Origin of the sequence: Marinobacter sp. KM021 (genome assembly GCF_050707965.1) — a bacterium.
GTDB classification, from domain to species: Bacteria; Pseudomonadota; Gammaproteobacteria; order Pseudomonadales; family Oleiphilaceae; genus Marinobacter; species Marinobacter shengliensis.
Window position 1 is genome coordinate 741,157 of sequence record NZ_CP136129.1, and the last position, 14,871, is coordinate 756,027.

12 protein-coding genes are annotated in these 14,871 nt (G+C 58.1%); 4 read left to right on the forward strand and 8 right to left on the reverse strand.

Going from position 1 to position 14,871, the window contains the following annotated elements; genetic code table 11:
- Positions 1–7: 7 nt before the first annotated feature.
- Both RVM24_RS03535 and RVM24_RS03540 read right to left on the reverse strand, forming a co-directional pair.
- On the reverse strand, positions 8–1,327 hold the full coding sequence (locus RVM24_RS03535) for a PEGA domain-containing protein (RefSeq protein WP_061331890.1): 1,320 nt from the start codon (positions 1,325–1,327) through the stop codon (positions 8–10).
- Between the two features lie 114 nt (positions 1,328–1,441).
- Positions 1,442–1,897, reverse strand: coding sequence for a hypothetical protein (locus RVM24_RS03540; RefSeq protein ID WP_061331891.1), 456 nt, complete (start codon positions 1,895–1,897; stop codon positions 1,442–1,444).
- Positions 1,898–1,997: 100 nt separating this feature from the next.
- On the opposite strand from RVM24_RS03540, the gene RVM24_RS03545 reads away from it, so the two are divergent.
- A complete protein-coding gene (locus RVM24_RS03545; protein ID WP_230712699.1) occupies positions 1,998–4,922 on the forward strand; it encodes an insulinase family protein in 2,925 nt (974 codons plus the stop codon).
- A gap of 21 nt (positions 4,923–4,943) precedes the next feature.
- Here the strand turns inward: RVM24_RS03545 and ppsR are convergent, their stop codons facing one another.
- The gene (ppsR, locus tag RVM24_RS03550; RefSeq protein WP_061331893.1) at positions 4,944–5,759 is read right to left on the reverse strand and encodes a posphoenolpyruvate synthetase regulatory kinase/phosphorylase PpsR; all 816 of its coding nucleotides are present in this window, start codon (positions 5,757–5,759) and stop codon (positions 4,944–4,946) included.
- A gap of 132 nt (positions 5,760–5,891) precedes the next feature.
- Between ppsR and ppsA the strand changes: the two genes are divergently transcribed.
- Both ppsA and rraA read left to right on the forward strand, forming a co-directional pair.
- Entirely contained in the window at positions 5,892–8,264 is a 2,373-nt protein-coding gene (gene ppsA, locus RVM24_RS03555) for a phosphoenolpyruvate synthase (protein WP_061331894.1), read from the forward strand.
- Positions 8,265–8,312: 48 nt separating this feature from the next.
- Complete coding sequence (gene rraA / locus RVM24_RS03560) at positions 8,313–8,792, forward strand: ribonuclease E activity regulator RraA (protein ID WP_058090404.1); 480 nt, start codon at positions 8,313–8,315, stop codon at positions 8,790–8,792.
- Positions 8,793–8,844: 52 nt separating this feature from the next.
- On the opposite strand, the gene RVM24_RS03565 is transcribed toward rraA, so the two are convergent.
- The 3 genes from RVM24_RS03565 to RVM24_RS03575 all read right to left on the reverse strand — a co-directional run bounded on the left by RVM24_RS03565 (position 8,845) and on the right by RVM24_RS03575 (position 10,240).
- The gene (locus tag RVM24_RS03565; RefSeq protein ID WP_061331896.1) at positions 8,845–9,135 is read right to left on the reverse strand and encodes a PilZ domain-containing protein; all 291 of its coding nucleotides are present in this window, start codon (positions 9,133–9,135) and stop codon (positions 8,845–8,847) included.
- Between the two features lie 5 nt (positions 9,136–9,140).
- Positions 9,141–9,809, reverse strand: a complete 669-nt coding sequence (locus RVM24_RS03570; RefSeq protein ID WP_061331897.1) for a TIGR04211 family SH3 domain-containing protein — start codon at positions 9,807–9,809, stop codon at positions 9,141–9,143.
- Between the two features lie 131 nt (positions 9,810–9,940).
- Positions 9,941–10,240 carry a YciI family protein gene (locus tag RVM24_RS03575; RefSeq protein WP_058090407.1) on the reverse strand — a complete coding sequence of 100 codons (300 nt, stop codon included), beginning with the start codon at positions 10,238–10,240 and terminating at the stop codon, positions 9,941–9,943.
- Between the two features lie 87 nt (positions 10,241–10,327).
- On the opposite strand from RVM24_RS03575, the gene RVM24_RS03580 reads away from it, so the two are divergent.
- A complete protein-coding gene (locus RVM24_RS03580) occupies positions 10,328–11,194 on the forward strand; it encodes a PHP domain-containing protein (RefSeq protein ID WP_230712697.1) in 867 nt (288 codons plus the stop codon).
- Here the strand turns inward: RVM24_RS03580 and RVM24_RS03585 are convergent.
- Entirely contained in the window at positions 11,191–11,733 is a 543-nt protein-coding gene (locus tag RVM24_RS03585; RefSeq protein WP_106695471.1) for a YecA family protein, read from the reverse strand. The two genes, RVM24_RS03580 and RVM24_RS03585, sit on opposite strands and share 4 nt — an antisense overlap.
- Positions 11,734–11,735: 2 nt before the next feature.
- Positions 11,736–14,864 (reverse strand): ribonuclease E, encoded by a 3,129-nt coding sequence (gene rne / locus RVM24_RS03590; RefSeq protein WP_230712695.1) that lies wholly within the window; start codon positions 14,862–14,864, stop codon positions 11,736–11,738.
- Between the last annotated feature and the right edge of the window lie 7 nt (positions 14,865–14,871).

The following is a 14,871-nucleotide window of genomic DNA, read 5'->3' on the forward strand; positions in this document are numbered from 1 at the left end:
CGGGTGGTTACCAGCCTTCCAGTTGCGGGCATTGCGTTGCCCGATAACTCTTGTCCCGATAACACACACCGGGTTCTGTGGTGCGGGCGGTAAAGACTTCGCCAGCCGCAGTGGTCAGGCGCACCTGTCCGTAGGGTTCGCCATGCCGGAACGTAGCTTCTATCGAACTGCCGTTCGGGTTGCGCAGCAGGCCCCTTCCATGGAATCTGCCTTCTATGTACTGGCCGTCGTACTTCTTGCCGTCGGCAAACACTTCTGAGCCCTTGCCATGGAATTCGCCGTTGGAGAATTCGCCCTCATAGGAGCGGCCGTCCGGGTAGGTCAGGGCGCCCTGGCCATGGAATTCGTCGTTGCGGAAGCCACCAACGTAAAGCATGCCATCAGCAGTGGTGAGCGAGCCATGTCCATTCATGCGGCCGCGGCTCCAGTTGCCGGTGAGGATGTCGCCGTTGTCCAGGGTCAGGGTGCCTTTGCCGTGGAACTGATCCCGTTCGAACTGACCGGTATAGGCGGAGCCATCAGCGCTGCGCCATTGGCCTTCACCGTGGCGCTCGCCATTGTCCCAGTCGCCTTCGTAACGGCTGCCGTCGGGGTACCAGGCCTTACCGGTGCCGTGGAACTTGCCGTCCACAAAGTGTCCTTCGTAGCGAAGGCCGGCCTCATCCTGCCAGGTGCCGTCGCCGGTTCTTACGCCACCAACCCATTCGCCGTTGCGATAATTGACCGTGGTGTAGGTTTCCAGGCGGCCTACCAGTGTCAGCTCCTGGCCTGCGGTCAGTGCAACGGTGTCGGTCCAGGGTTGGTAACCGGGTTTTTCGATGGTTACGTCATAGCGCCCAGGCTTCAGTTCCAGATCAAGCCGGGTGGCGCCATAAGTCTTGCCGTTAATCGTGACCTGGTCGCCCACCACATTGGAGCGCAAGACCAGTTTGCCAGTGCTCGGTGGCGGCGGCTCTTTTGCCTGTTCCGGGGTTGATTGCTGAACCGGGCGTTCAGCCAGAGGAGTGTCCAGCCGGGTGTTGATGGCTGAAACCGGCTCTGCCACGGCAACCATCTCCGGCTGTTCCGGCATGGGGGGCAGGGTGAAGGGTGTGGCGCTGGCGGTTTCAGATACCGGTTGCGAGGGCTGTTCGGGTTCCGGTAAGGCAGGTGCCGGCGCTGGCCGTGGCTCTGGTGCCAAGACCGGCTCCGCCGCCGCGGCTATGGTTTCGGTCACGCCGGGAACGGTTACCTCGGGCACGTCTTTTCTAACCGAGGCAAAGCCGGCGGTAACCAGGAGCATTAACGCAAGGGCGTTTACGAACAGTAGTGGTCTGAAATCGACCATGACGAAACCTCGTGATCCAAACTTACCGGATACTTTCTTATGGTTTCATCTTACCCACTGTCTGCAACGTTATGTAACAGAAAGTGTCTGAAGTTAGCCAGAATGCTGGCCAAATCACATTTTGTCCGGAAGCTGGTCATGATTGAGCTGCTCCCAGGACTTCATGTACACATCGGCTTCGTATTGATACGGTGACCGAAATGGCGTCAGCACGAAATCGAAAACCAGGAAGAAAGAACCGATCGACAGCCAGGCAATGGTCAAGGTGCTGATGGTGGTGGCCTGTTGTTCAGGGTTCGAATTCACAAACCCTTGCAGCAGGGGGATCATATCCGACGCCATCACCACCGGATTAAAACTGGACAGAACGAACGGTAGCCAGAAAGCGATGAAAATCGGGAAGAACCCGAACGACCATAGCAGGCGGCGCAGCAGGTAAATGGCAACTTCTCGCCAGAAGCGCTGTCTTATTTCCGGTACCTTGCGGATTCGCTCCAGGTACTGGCGTCTTTCCGCCCACCAGGCGGCTACTTCCGGGGCGTCGATATGCTTGGGGGTGCGGTCTGTCATAATGCGGCAGGCTACCTTGTTGAGTCCGTTCCGTGCATCATATCTGATACTACGTGTTACCCTGTAATTCTCCAATTGTTCAATACACAGGATTGTCTTAATGGCTGCAGCGACCGATAACGCAATTCACCCGGCCTTCGAGAAACTTCGCAGTCACCGGATCAACACGCTGAACCTTGAGGTTGAGGAATATCGCCATAAGAAAACCGGCGCCCGCCACCTTCACCTGGCGGCGGACAACGACGAGAACGTCTTTTTTGTGGCGCTGCGTACCTTCCCGATGGATTCCACCGGGGTGGCTCATATTCTTGAGCACACGGCGCTGTGTGGTAGCGAACGTTATCCGGTCCGCGATCCGTTTTTCATGATGATCCGGCGTTCTTTGAACACCTTTATGAACGCCTTCACCAGCAGCGACTGGACCGCCTATCCGTTTGCCAGCATGAACCGCAAGGACTTTGACAACCTGCTGTCGGTGTACCTGGATTCGGTGTTTTTCTCAAAGCTGGACCCGCTGGATTTTGCCCAGGAAGGCCATCGTCTGGAATTCGACAAACCGGACGACCCAAGCAGCGACCTGGTATACCGCGGCGTGGTCTACAACGAGATGAAAGGTGCCATGAGTGCGCCTACCTCCCAGTTGTGGCAGAACCTCACCAGCCACCTGTTCCCGACCACCACCTACCACTACAACAGTGGCGGTGAGCCGGATCATATTGTTGATCTGACCTACGATGACCTGGTGAAGTTCTATAAGCATCATTACCACCCGAGCAACGCCATTTTTGCTACCTATGGCAATATTCCCGCCCGGGAGCACCATGAAAAGTTCGAGGAGCTGGCGCTCAAGCGGTTTGATCGGCTGGAAATCGAGCTGCCGGTACACGACGAGAAGCGCATGTTCGCGCCGCTGCGGGTAGAGCAGGGCTATGCGGTCAATGACGGCGAAGGCACAGAGAACAAAACACACATTGTGATGGGCTGGTTGCTGGGCCACAGCTTTGACCTGCAGGAAAACCTGGAAGGCCAGTTGTTGTCTGCCGTATTGCTGGAAAACAGTGCCTCGCCGCTGATGCGGGCCCTGGAAACTACCGGTATTGGCCACGCGCCGTCACCCATGTGTGGCCTGGAAGATTCCAACCGGGAAATGACCTTTGTTTGCGGCATTGAAGGTAGCGAGCCAGAGAAACGCGCAGATCTGGAGACCCTGGTAGAAACCACGTTGCAGAACGTGGTGGAAGAGGGCATCAGCCAGGATCGCCTGGAGGCCATTCTTCACCAGCTGGAACTGCATCAGCGCGAGATTGCCGGTGACAGCTTCCCCTACGGTTTGCAGCTGATCATGAGCGCCATTGCGCCGATGGTGCACGGCGGTGACCCGGTGGAGCTGCTGGATCTGGAGCCGGTGCTGGCCACCCTGCGTGAGAAAATCAAAGATCCGGACTACGTGCCGGGCCTGATTCGCCGCAAGCTGCTGGATAACCCTCACCGGGTGACCCTGACCCTGCGCCCGGATGAAAAGCTGGAGAGTCATCACCAGCAGGCCATCCGTGAAGCGCTGGCACGCCGTAAGGCCAGCCTGACTGAGGAAGAGGTGAAGGCAATTGTGGAGCGTGCCCAGGCTCTGGAACAACGCCAGTTGCGTAAAGATGACGATTCCATTCTGCCAAAGGTTGGCCTGGACGATGTACCTTTGCAGATGCCCGAGCCAGAGGGCAGCTATGATGCCGACATCGGAGCAACCGTGTATTCCCGGGGCACCAATGGCCTGGTGTACCAGCAGGTTGTATTGCCGGTACCGGCGTTGTCGGAGCAGGAGCTGTTGCTGCTGCCTTACTACACCACCCTCGTTTCCGAAGTGGGTTGTGGTGAACTGGATTACCTGCAGATGCAAGACAGGATTTCCGCGGAATCCGGCGGCATTGGTGCCTCATTCAGCGCCAAGGGGCGTATTGATGATGTCCAGGACGTGTCCGGCTACCTGATTTTCAGCGGCAAGGCCCTGGCCCGCAACAGCAAGGCCCTTACCCAGTTACTGAAGGATGTATACACCGGCGTCCGGTTTGATGAGAAAGAGCGTATCCGCGAGATTATTGCGCAGGTGCGGGCGCGCCGTGAGCAGGCCGTGACTGGCAGTGGCCACGCTCTGGCCATGGGCGCTGCGGCTCAAGGGTTGAGTGCCGGCTCCTGGCTGACCTTCCGTTTGGGTGGCCTGGCGGGTATCCGTGGCACCAAAGAGCTGGATAAATCCCTGAAGGATGACCAAGCCCTGGCTGAATTCTGTGCCAGCCTGGCGGCGCTGCACGACAAAATCCGCAACCAGCACCGGCAGTTCCTGTTGATTGGCGAGGATGGCCAGTTGGCGCCTATGCTGGATGACCTCAAATCCTGCTGGCAGGGTGATTCCGGCCGGACGGGCGATGCCTGGGCCATGGCACCGGTCAATTACAGCACCCGTGAGGCCTGGTTGACGTCAACGCAGGTGAATTTCTGTGCCAAGGCCTACAGCACCGTTGCGGTGGACCATCCGGATGCTGCCGCGCTGACGGTTCTGGGAGGTTTCCTGCGCAATGGCTTCCTGCATCGTGCTATCCGGGAAAAGGGCGGTGCCTATGGTGGCGGTGCCGGCCAGGACAGTGTCAATGGCGTATTCCGTTTCTTCTCGTACCGAGACCCGAGGCTGGCGGAAACCCTTGATGACTTCGACGGTGCTCTGAACTGGCTGCGCATGGAAAACCACGACGCCCAGTCCCTTGAAGAGGCCATCCTTGGTGTTATCGGCCAGTTGGACCGCCCGCGGTCACCCGCCGGTGCCGCTCGCCACGCGTTCCATAACAAGCTGTTTGGCCGCACGCCGGAGCAGCGCGCCCGGTTCCGGGAGCGAGTGCTCGCGGTGACGCTGGACGAGCTGCAACGGGTGGCCGATACCTGGCTGGTGCCGGAAAACGCCAGTGTGGCAGTGGTCACCAACCCGGATAACCGCGCTGTGGCTGAAGGCCTCGGCATGGCCATTCAGGAACTCTGAGGCAAGTGTGGGCCACCGGTGTTACCGGTGGCGCTTCAGCCCCGTTGTGACCATGATGCGGGTGGATATCTCTTCAACCGAATAGGCGGTGGTGTTCAGGTAGGGGATGCGCTCCCGCTTGTACATCAGTTCAATTTCCTCGATTTCGTGCATGCATTGCTGAATCGATGAGTAGCGGGAGTTCGGTCGCCGTTCATTCCGGATGGTTGCCAGTCGTTCCGGTTCAATCGTCAGCCCGAAGATCTTCTCTTTGTGGGGGCGCAGAGCCGCGGGCAGTTTCTGATCCTCCAGATCTTCCTCAGTAATGGGGTAATTTGCCGCCTTGATGCCGTATTGAAGCGCAAGGTAGAGGCACGTCGGCGTCTTGCCACTTCGGGAAGCGCCCACCAGGATCAAGTCCGCCTCGTTGTAGTGTCGCGTGCGAGCGCCGTCGTCGTTATCCAGGGCAAAGTTCACCGCGTTGATCCGGCGCTCGTAACTGCCTTCGTTATTGATGGCGTGGGATTTGCCCACGGTGTAAGACGACGATGAATTAAGTTCCTGCTCCAGCGGACTCAGGAACGTGCCAAAAATGTCGATCATGAAGCCGTCGGCGGTACTGATGATTTCACGGATACTGCTGTTAACGATGGTATCGAGAACCAGGGGCGCGGCACCGTCTACCTCCGCAGCCTTGTTGATGCGCTTGACCAGGTCATGAGCCTTTTCTTCATCATCAATATAGGGCACGGTTATACGTTCAAAATCGATTTTCTCGAACTGGGCAAGCAGGGCATGGCCGAGTGCTTCTGCCGTCAGGCCTGTGCCGTCCGAAATAAAAAAAGCGGTTCTTTTCATGGCTGTATCCGGTTTGGTTTTGGCTGATTGCCGGGAGTTGTTCCGCAGCTCCCTAGGTAATTTCCGCAGGTTACAGTATCATACACGCCAGATTCGAGACTCCGCGCTACACAGACTCAAGGGAGACGTGCTTTGGAAGATTACATCATCTGGTTTGACCACCTGGGAATGTCCGATGTTGACCGGGTTGGAGGCAAGAACGCTTCCCTCGGTGAAATGATCAGTAATCTCGCCAATGCAGGCGTTACCGTTCCCGGTGGTTTCGCCACCACTGCCTATGCCTATCGCGAGTTTCTGGCCACCGATGGCCTGAAAGACAAAATCGACCAGGCTCTTGATGCCCTTGATGTAAACGATGTTAACGAGCTCGCTCGTGTCGGTGCCCAGATTCGCCAATGGGTGGTTGATACTCCGTTCCCCGATAGTCTGGATAATGCCCTGAAAGAGGCATTTGCGAAACTCCAGAATGGTAACGAAGACATGGCTGTGGCGGTTCGCTCGTCTGCCACTGCAGAAGATTTGCCGGATGCCTCCTTTGCCGGCCAACAGGAAACCTTCCTGAATGTGTCTGGCCTGCAGCAGGTTCGCACTTCGGTCAAAGAGGTGTTTGCTTCCCTGTTTAATGACCGGGCGATTTCCTACCGTGTTCACCACGGCTTTGATCACAAGCTGGTAGCGCTGTCGGCGGGTATCCAGAAAATGGTACGCAGTGAAACCGCTTCCAGTGGTGTCATGTTTACCCTGGATACCGAATCCGGCTTCCGCGATGTGGTGTTCATCACGTCGTCCTACGGCCTGGGCGAGACGGTTGTACAGGGCGCCGTTAACCCGGATGAGTTTTACGTGCACAAGCCTACGCTCGAGGCTGGCCGCCCGGCGGTGCTGCGCCGGAACCTGGGGAGCAAGGCCATCAAGATGGTTTACCATTCCGAGCCAGGCGAAGGCCAGTTCGTGGAAACCGTCAAGGTAGAGCAGGAAGACCGTAACCGCTTCTCCATTACTGATGCGGAAGTGGAAGAGCTGGCCAAGCAGGCCATGATTATCGAACAGCACTACCAGCGCCCGATGGATATTGAGTGGGCCAAAGACGGTGACGACGGCAAGATCTACATTGTTCAGGCCCGCCCTGAAACCGTGAAGAGCCGCGCCTCAGCCAACGTGATGGAGCGCTACCTGCTGAAAGAAACCGGTAAGGTGCTGGTGGAAGGTCGCAGTATCGGCCACAAGATCGGCAGTGGTCCTGTCAAGATTATCACCAGCATTAACGAGATGGACCGTGTTCAACCCGGTGATGTGCTGGTTACCGACATGACCGACCCGGATTGGGAACCGGTGATGAAGCGCGCTTCCGCCATCGTCACCGACCGTGGTGGCCGTACCTGTCACGCGGCGATCATCGCCCGTGAGCTGGGTATTCCTGCAGTTGTGGGTTGTGGTGATGCCACCGAGTTACTGAAAGACGGCCAGGATGTGACCGTATCCTGTGCCGAAGGCGACACCGGCATGATCTACGAAGGCGCCCTGGACTTCGAGCTGCGTGAAAACACCGTGGATTCCATGCCCAACATTCCGTTCAAGATCATGATGAATGTGGGCAACCCGGACCGGGCTTTTGACTTCCAGGCGCTGCCCAACGAAGGTGTTGGCCTGGCTCGCCTTGAGTTCATCATTAATCGCATGATAGGTGTTCATCCGAAGGCGCTGCTGAACTACGACGGCCTGCCCCGCGATATCAAACAGACAGTCGACAAGCGTATTGCCGGCTACACCTCCCCGGTGGATTTCTACGTCGACAAGCTGGTTGAAGGTATTTCGACCCTGGCCGCAGCATTCGCGCCGAAGAAGGTCATTGTGCGGTTGTCTGACTTCAAATCCAACGAGTACGCCAATCTGATTGGCGGCACCCTGTATGAGCCGGACGAAGAGAACCCGATGCTGGGCTTCCGTGGCGCATCCCGTTATATCTCCGAAACCTTCCGCGACTGTTTCGAGCTGGAGTGCCGGGCGCTCAAGAAAGTCCGTAACGACATGGGCCTGACCAACGTTGAGGTAATGGTACCGTTCGTTCGCACCGTGGGCGAGGCCGAACAGGTGGTTAACCTGCTGGCGGAGAATGGCCTCAAGCGTGGCGACAATGGCCTGCGCGTTATCATGATGTGTGAGCTGCCGGCCAACGCGATTCTGGCTGAACAGTTCCTGGAGCACTTCGACGGTTTCTCAATTGGCTCCAACGATCTGACGCAGCTGACTCTGGGCCTCGACCGGGATTCCGGTATCATTGCGCATCTGTTTGACGAGCGGAATGATGCCGTCAAAGCCCTGTTGTCCAACGCTATCCAGGCCTGTAAAAAGGCTGGGAAGTACATCGGCATCTGCGGTCAGGGCCCGTCTGATCATCCGGACCTGGCCAAGTGGCTGATGGACGAGGGTATCGATACGGTATCCCTGAACCCGGATTCCGTGCTGGATACCTGGTTCTTCCTGGCTGACGAGAAGATTGACTGAGCGCGAGTATTCGGAAAACGCTAACATTTCGGAAAAGGAGAGTAGCAGGTGAGCAAGATCATTACGCCGGATCTGTGCGACGAGTTTCCGGAAGTGCAGGTGGTTGAGCCTGGCTTCAACAACTATGGTGGTGTGCGCCAGTTTGGCGGCGAAATCGTTACCGTGAAGTGCTTTGAAGACAACTCCGTGGTCAAGGAGCAGGTAGGTCTGCCAGGCAACGGGCGAGTAATGGTGGTAGACGGTGGTGCGTCCAAGCGCAATGCGTTGCTGGGCGACATGCTGGCCGAGAAAGCCGCAGAGAATGGCTGGGCCGGGCTGATAATTTACGGCTGCATCCGGGATGTGGACGAAATTGGCCAGACCCACCTGGGTGTGCAGGCCCTGGGCACGGTTCCCCGGAAGACTGAAAAGCGTGGTATTGGTGACCTGAACATTCCGGTTACCTTCCACGGCGTGACCTTTCACCCGGGGCATTACGTGTATGCCGATAACAATGGCATCATCGTATCCGAGAAGCCCCTGGTTTGACCTGGGGGTGTCCTGGAGAAATAAAAAACGGCGGCCAGAAGGCCGCCGTTTTTTATTGGGTAACTTCTGTGATGTTGACGCCGATCAGATAACCTTCGCCCTCTGGCTCGCAACGAATGACCTCACACACGGTCTCCAGCGGGGGTAGCTGGTTATCTGCGCCTTCCAGGCGGGTTCTGAGTTCACTGCCCACGGCGACAGCCTCGTCAATAAACAGCTGCATGCCCGCGGCGCTCAGGTCCCGGCAGATGCCGGTGAATGTATCGCCCCTGGCATTGGTGATTTCAATGCGGCTGTTTACCTGCATCCGGTGAAAGTCACGTTTTTCCGAGTAGTCTTTCATGGCATTTAGGCCCAGTTGTCGGTTTTTCTTGTTGGTTTGAGCATCGGAATGAGCAGGGCCAGCAGAACACCGCCGAGCACCAGGCCGGCGCCTAGCAGCATGAAATCGGAATCCTTGCTGGCTTCAAGCCGTTCATTCTCTGCCGTCAGTACTTCCAGGTCGTTACGCAGTTTCTGATTCTCCTCGCGCAGCTCCCGGTTGCGTCGCTCCAGGTTGATGGAGTCCGCCGCGATATTCTTGATTCGGGTGAGTTCTTCCTGAAGTTCACCTGCGCGGTTGGAAAGGCTGCTTTCGGCATTCTGCAGGTTGTCACGTTCTTCCGTAACGGCCGACAACTGCTCGCGGACACTCGTGAGCTCCGATCGCGCCTGCTCCAGTTGCTGGGTGGCGCGTCGTAACCGGTCTGCGGCAATCGGCTGGTTGCTGAGATACTGGCTTGAAACCCAGCCTTCAGTGCCTTTGGGAGTTCTCACCTTGGTGTAACCATCGCCTACTTCCAGCACCTCCAGCGGTGTGCCGCTGGGAACCGCGTTTTCAATAATCCGGAACTGGGAGCCGGCTCCGGATCGAACGGGCAGGTAGAGCTTGTCGTCAACCCATACGGTGCGGGCTTGAGCGACGGAAACCGAAGCGATGATAAGCAAAAGGCTGAGAAGAAGACGGAGCGATGTCACGGATTACGTTCCCTGGTATGGTCTATTGACGGTCATTCAAACACGCAATTTTGTCACACAGTGACGGGTATTCAAGCAATCGCGGGTTACAATCCGCTCATGCAGTGTTGTCTGGTTACGCTATCACCAGCTCAGGGCAGCACAACCTTGTAGGGCTTGACGGTCACGGATTGATACACCCCTGCTTCAATGTACGGGTCGGCATCCGCCCACGCCTGTGCCTGTTCCAGTGATTCGAACTCGGCGATGACCAGGCTGCCGCTGAACCCGGCTTCGCCCGGGTCCGGGGAGTCGATGGCCGGGTGGGGGCCGGCTACCAGCAAACGCCCCTCGGCTTTCAGTGCTTCCAGCCTTGCAACATGAGCCGGGCGGGCGGTCATCCGAAGGGCCAGACTGTTGGGGACATCTTCGCTGATAATGGCGTAATACATGGGTGCTCCGGTGCAAATCTCGGTTTGGTTAGGGCCGGATAGCCAACACTGGTACACTGGCGGCTATCGCCCAGTTCAGGACTGTTTGTGACTATACCTCAAGACCCGAAACCGTGCATTGATCTGCATTGCCATAGCACCGCATCCGATGGTGCGTTAACGCCGGAGGACCTGGTCGCTCGGGCAGCAGAGCAGGGTGTCAGCCATCTTGCACTGACCGACCATGACACCATTGCTGGTCTCGCTCAGGCTCGCGCCCGGGGGCAGGAACTGGGGCTGTCACTGATTAGCGGTGTTGAGCTGTCTTGTGTCTGGCGCAGCCACACCATTCATGTGGTCGGCCTGGACTTCGATGAAGCGGATTCGGCCTTTCTGGAGGCGCTGGCGCAGCAGAACGAGAACCGGTGGCAGCGAGCGCGGTTGATTGCCGATAGGCTGGCTCGCCTGAAGGTTGACGGGTTGCTGGAGAAAGCGACAGCCCTGGCCGGAGGCGATGTGCCCGGACGACCGCATTTTGCCCAGGTTCTGGTAAACGCCGAGGTGGTGCCAAAGACCGCCCATGCGTTCAAACGCTACCTTGGCTCCGGTAAGCCCGGTGATGTGAAGGCCTGCTGGCCCGAATTATCTGAAGTGGTGCAATGGATCACTGATGCTGGCGGCATCGCTGTGCTTGCGCATCCCCGAAAATACCGGCTGACGGCAACCCGCCTGCGTGAACTGACAGCGGATTTTCGCCGGGCTGGTGGTCGGGCCATTGAGGTATCGGTATCCGGGCAGTCCAGTGGTGATCTTGGTTTTGTGGCAGAGTTGGCAAGACGGGAGCAGTTGCTGGCGTCTCAGGGCAGCGACTTTCATTTTCCCGGTGCGCCCTGGTGTGAGCTTGGCCGTATCATGAAAATGCCAGAGGGGCTGGAGCCCGTCTGGCATCATTTCAGGCAACCGGTGAGCGCTTAGTCCGGTGCGTGGAACAGCAGGTAGAGGTCCGTCAGTGAATCCGGAATGGCTTCCGCCATGCGACCTGATAACTTCTCATCGTTACGCACGTTCTGGAAGTCCTCGTCCTCGAACAGGCCGGACAGGGTAAGCATCGGCACCATCAGGTCCGCGACGTCTTCCTCGCTGGCGGCATCGAGCCAGGCCTCTTCATTTTCCAGGAAGGTATCAACAAACCCGGCGCACCAGTTTTCCAGTGCGTTCATGGGATCGCCGTCTTCCGGTTCGGGCAATTCCAGGGGTTGCCCCATGTCCAGGGCATGGGCCATATCAGAAGCCAATACCTTCACGCAGTGAGCGAAGACCTCCGGTACCTTGCCGTCCGGCAGGGTGTCTGCGCCGGTGGCGAGGCGGAAGATATCTTCCGCCTCGAGGCTGACCGGGCCGATAACGCTGGCACACACCACACCGTGGAACCCGAAGAAATCCAGGGCTTCATCTCCCCAGGGCTCGGCGAACAGTATGTCTTCCAGCGCCTCGATATCCGAATTGGTCAGCATATTCAGTTACTCCCGGCCTTCTTGGCTTCGGCGGCCGCACGCTGGCGCTTACGGACCTCACGTGGGTCATTGTATGCACGGCCCGGAGTGACCGGAACGTCTGGCATTTCGTCCTGTGCGGGGGCGTTCTGCGCATCGTCGGCTTTTGCTTCTGCCTTGGGCTCTGCGTCAGTCTTAGACTCAGCTTCAGGTTCTGCCTGGTCAGCCTTGGCCTCGGGCTCGGGGCTCTCTGGCTGAGCTTTTGGTTCTTCACCCCCGGGCTTTTCGGCAGTTTCAGCCTGCTCTGCCTTTTCAGCCTTCGGGGCATTTGCCGTTTCGCTGTTTGCTGCCTTGCTTTCGGTCTTTGAAGCTTCCGTCGCTTCAGCAGGCTTGCTCTCGGACTTCGGCGTTGCTTCCGGCTTGTCAGTTGGCTCTGCTGCTTTTGCTTCGCTGTCGGTCTTGGTGGCCGGCGCTTCAGTATTGGCGCTATCTGCAGCCTTGTCTGCGGCTTTCGGTTTGCGCTGACGGTTTGCCGGGCGAGCCTTGCGGGGTTCCCTGGGCTCCTTGTCCTTCTCGGCGTTACCGGATTCAGGCGCGTCAGCCGGCTTCGCGGCGTCAGCCTTTGCGTCGGTTGTTTCGCTCGCCTTCTGGCCGTCAGCCTGGTTGCCTTGCTCTGCCGGCTGGGCAGGTTGCTCGGCTTTCTCTTCCGGCACCTTGTCGGCTTTCGGTTGTTCCTGCTTGTCAGCCTTGGGTGTCTCCACCGTGGCCTTGTCTTCGGCGGCAGCGCTCTTCGGTGCTTCAACCTTCTTGGGCTGTTCAACCGGTTGCTGGGCTGGTTGTTGCTTCGCCTCTTCGTTATCGGTCTCTACGCCTTTCTCGGGCTGAGTATCCTTCTGGTGCCTTTCGCTGCGTTCTGCCTTGCGAGCGGCCGGTGTGCTGGCCGGAGACTCGGCAGGTGAGCCGTCGCGATTACGCTGGCGGCGTGGCTTGCGACGTTTGTCGTCACCACCCTGCTTGTTCTCGGCCGGCGCCTTCTGGGCATCTTGTTGCGGTTCGCGATTGTCTTTCTGGTCTTTCGCATCGCGCTGCGGACGATTGCGGTTCTGGTTGCGACCCTGTGAGTCCTTGCGGTTGTCCCGACGGTTCTCACTGCCTTTTGTGTCCGCACCGCGGTTATCGCCGGCCTTGTCCTGCTGCCCTGAACGATTCTGGGCACCGCGGGACTGGTCATCGTTGCGGTTGCCGCGATTACGGTTGCGGTTATCATCAGCGCGGTTTGGCTGGCCACTCTGGCGGCGGTCGTTTCCGGTGCGATTGCCACCCTGGCGCTGGTCGTCACGGGCTACCCGTGATTTGCGGCGGTCCTGGCGGCCCTGGTTACGACGGTCTCCGGCGCGGTCACGGTTACCGGCGGCTTGTTTGGTGTCGGTTTGCTCCTGCTCACCGCGGAAGAAACAGGCAATTTTCTTGCCGAGCTTGCGGAACAGGCCTTCTTCTGGCCCCGCAGGTTCAGCGGCGGCCTGGGGTGCTGTCGGGGCAGGGGCTGTGGGGCGGATGGCCTTCACGGCAGCCTGCTCACGAACCGGCTTTTCGGTGGTCTGTACTTCGGCGCTTTCTTCTTCCCGCTCGTTGTATTCCTGAGCAACCTGATGGCTGGCAATGTGCTCAGGGGTTGCTTCATCCTGACGCAGACGGATGATCTCGAAGTGCGGTGTTTCCATATTTGGCACCGGAGCAACCACCACGGAAACGCCCTGGCGTGCCTCGATGTCGGCCAACTGCTTGCGTTTTTCGTTCAGCAGGAAGGTAGCCACGGACACCGGCACGATGGCGCGGACTTCGGCAGTCTTTTCCTTGGACGACTCTTCGTAGATCAGTCGCATGATGCTCAGGGCCAGGGATTCAATACCCCGGATAGTGCCCTGGCCTTCACAGCGCGGGCACACTTCGCTGCGGGTTTCACCCAGTGATGGGCGCAGGCGCTGACGTGACATCTCCAGCAGGCCGAAGCGGGAAATCTTGCCGACCTGAACGCGGGCCCGGTCGATTTCCAGGGCTTCACGCATTTTCTGCTCGACTTCGCGCTGGTGTTTGGCGGGTGTCATGTCGATGAAATCGATAACGATCAACCCGCCCATGTCCCGCAGGCGCAGCTGGCGAGCGATTTCTTCAGCCGCTTCCAGGTTGGTCTGCAGGGCAGTTTCCTCGATATCGTGACCTTTGGTGGCCCGGGAGGAGTTGATATCAATGGAGACCAGTGCTTCAGTGGGGTCGATCACGATGGAGCCGCCGGAGGGCAGCTTCACTTCCCGCTGGAACGCGGTTTCGATCTGGCCTTCGATCTGATAGCGGCTGAACAGAGGGATCTCATCCTTGTACAGCTTGATCTTGTTCTCGAAGGTGGGCATCACGGCGCGTACAAAGCTGAGTACATCTTCGTAAACGCCGTCGGCGTCGATCAGGACTTCGCCGATGTCCTGGCGGAGGTAGTCGCGAACCGCCCGGATGATAACGTTGCTTTCCTGGTGAATCAGGAATGGCGCCTTGCGCTCGCCAGCCGCCTGGGTAATGGCTTCCCAGAACTGCACCAGGTAATCAAGGTCCCACTGGAGCTCTTCGGTGGTACGGCCAATTCCAGCGGTGCGTACGATGATTCCCATGGATTTCGGCACTTGTACGCCGTTCATGGCATCTTTCAGTTGGGAACGGTCATCACCCTCAATACGGCGGGAGATGCCGCCGGCGCGTGGGTTGTTGGGCATCAGCACCAGGTAGCGGCCGGCCAGAGAAATAAAGGTGGTCAGGGCTGCGCCCTTGTTGCCACGCTCTTCTTTATCAACTTGTACGATGACTTCCTGCCCTTCAGACAGGACGTCCTTGATGTTGATCTTGCCTTCGATCTGGCCGGGAGACTTCTTGAAGTACTCTTTGGAGATTTCCTTCAGCGGGAGGAAGCCATGACGCTCTGCGCCAAAGTCGACGAACGCCGCTTCAAGGCTGGGTTCTACACGGGTGATCCGGCCTTTGTAAATGTTGGCTTTTTTCTGTTCGCGGGTGCTGGATTCGATATCCAGGTCAAAAAGCCGTTGGCCGTCTACCAGAGCTACGCGCAACTCTTCAGGGTGAGTTGCATTGATCAGCATTCTTTTCATGGAAAGA

What these genes read in the sequence shown, in the direction of transcription:
- RVM24_RS03535 (WP_061331890.1), bottom strand. Translation starts at nt 1,327, where the DNA reads ATGGTCGATTTCAGACCACTACTGTTCGTAAACGCCCTTGCGTTAATG.
- RVM24_RS03540 (WP_061331891.1), bottom strand. Translation starts at nt 1,897, where the DNA reads ATGACAGACCGCACCCCCAAGCATATCGACGCCCCGGAAGTAGCCGCC.
- RVM24_RS03545 (WP_230712699.1), top strand. Translation starts at nt 1,998, where the DNA reads ATGGCTGCAGCGACCGATAACGCAATTCACCCGGCCTTCGAGAAACTT.
- ppsR (WP_061331893.1), bottom strand. Translation starts at nt 5,759, where the DNA reads ATGAAAAGAACCGCTTTTTTTATTTCGGACGGCACAGGCCTGACGGCA.
- RVM24_RS03565 (WP_061331896.1), bottom strand. Translation starts at nt 9,135, where the DNA reads ATGAAAGACTACTCGGAAAAACGTGACTTTCACCGGATGCAGGTAAAC.
- RVM24_RS03575 (WP_058090407.1), bottom strand. Translation starts at nt 10,240, where the DNA reads ATGTATTACGCCATTATCAGCGAAGATGTCCCCAACAGTCTGGCCCTT.
- RVM24_RS03585 (WP_106695471.1), bottom strand. Translation starts at nt 11,733, where the DNA reads ATGCTGACCAATTCGGATATCGAGGCGCTGGAAGACATACTGTTCGCC.
- rne (WP_230712695.1), bottom strand. Translation starts at nt 14,864, where the DNA reads ATGAAAAGAATGCTGATCAATGCAACTCACCCTGAAGAGTTGCGCGTA.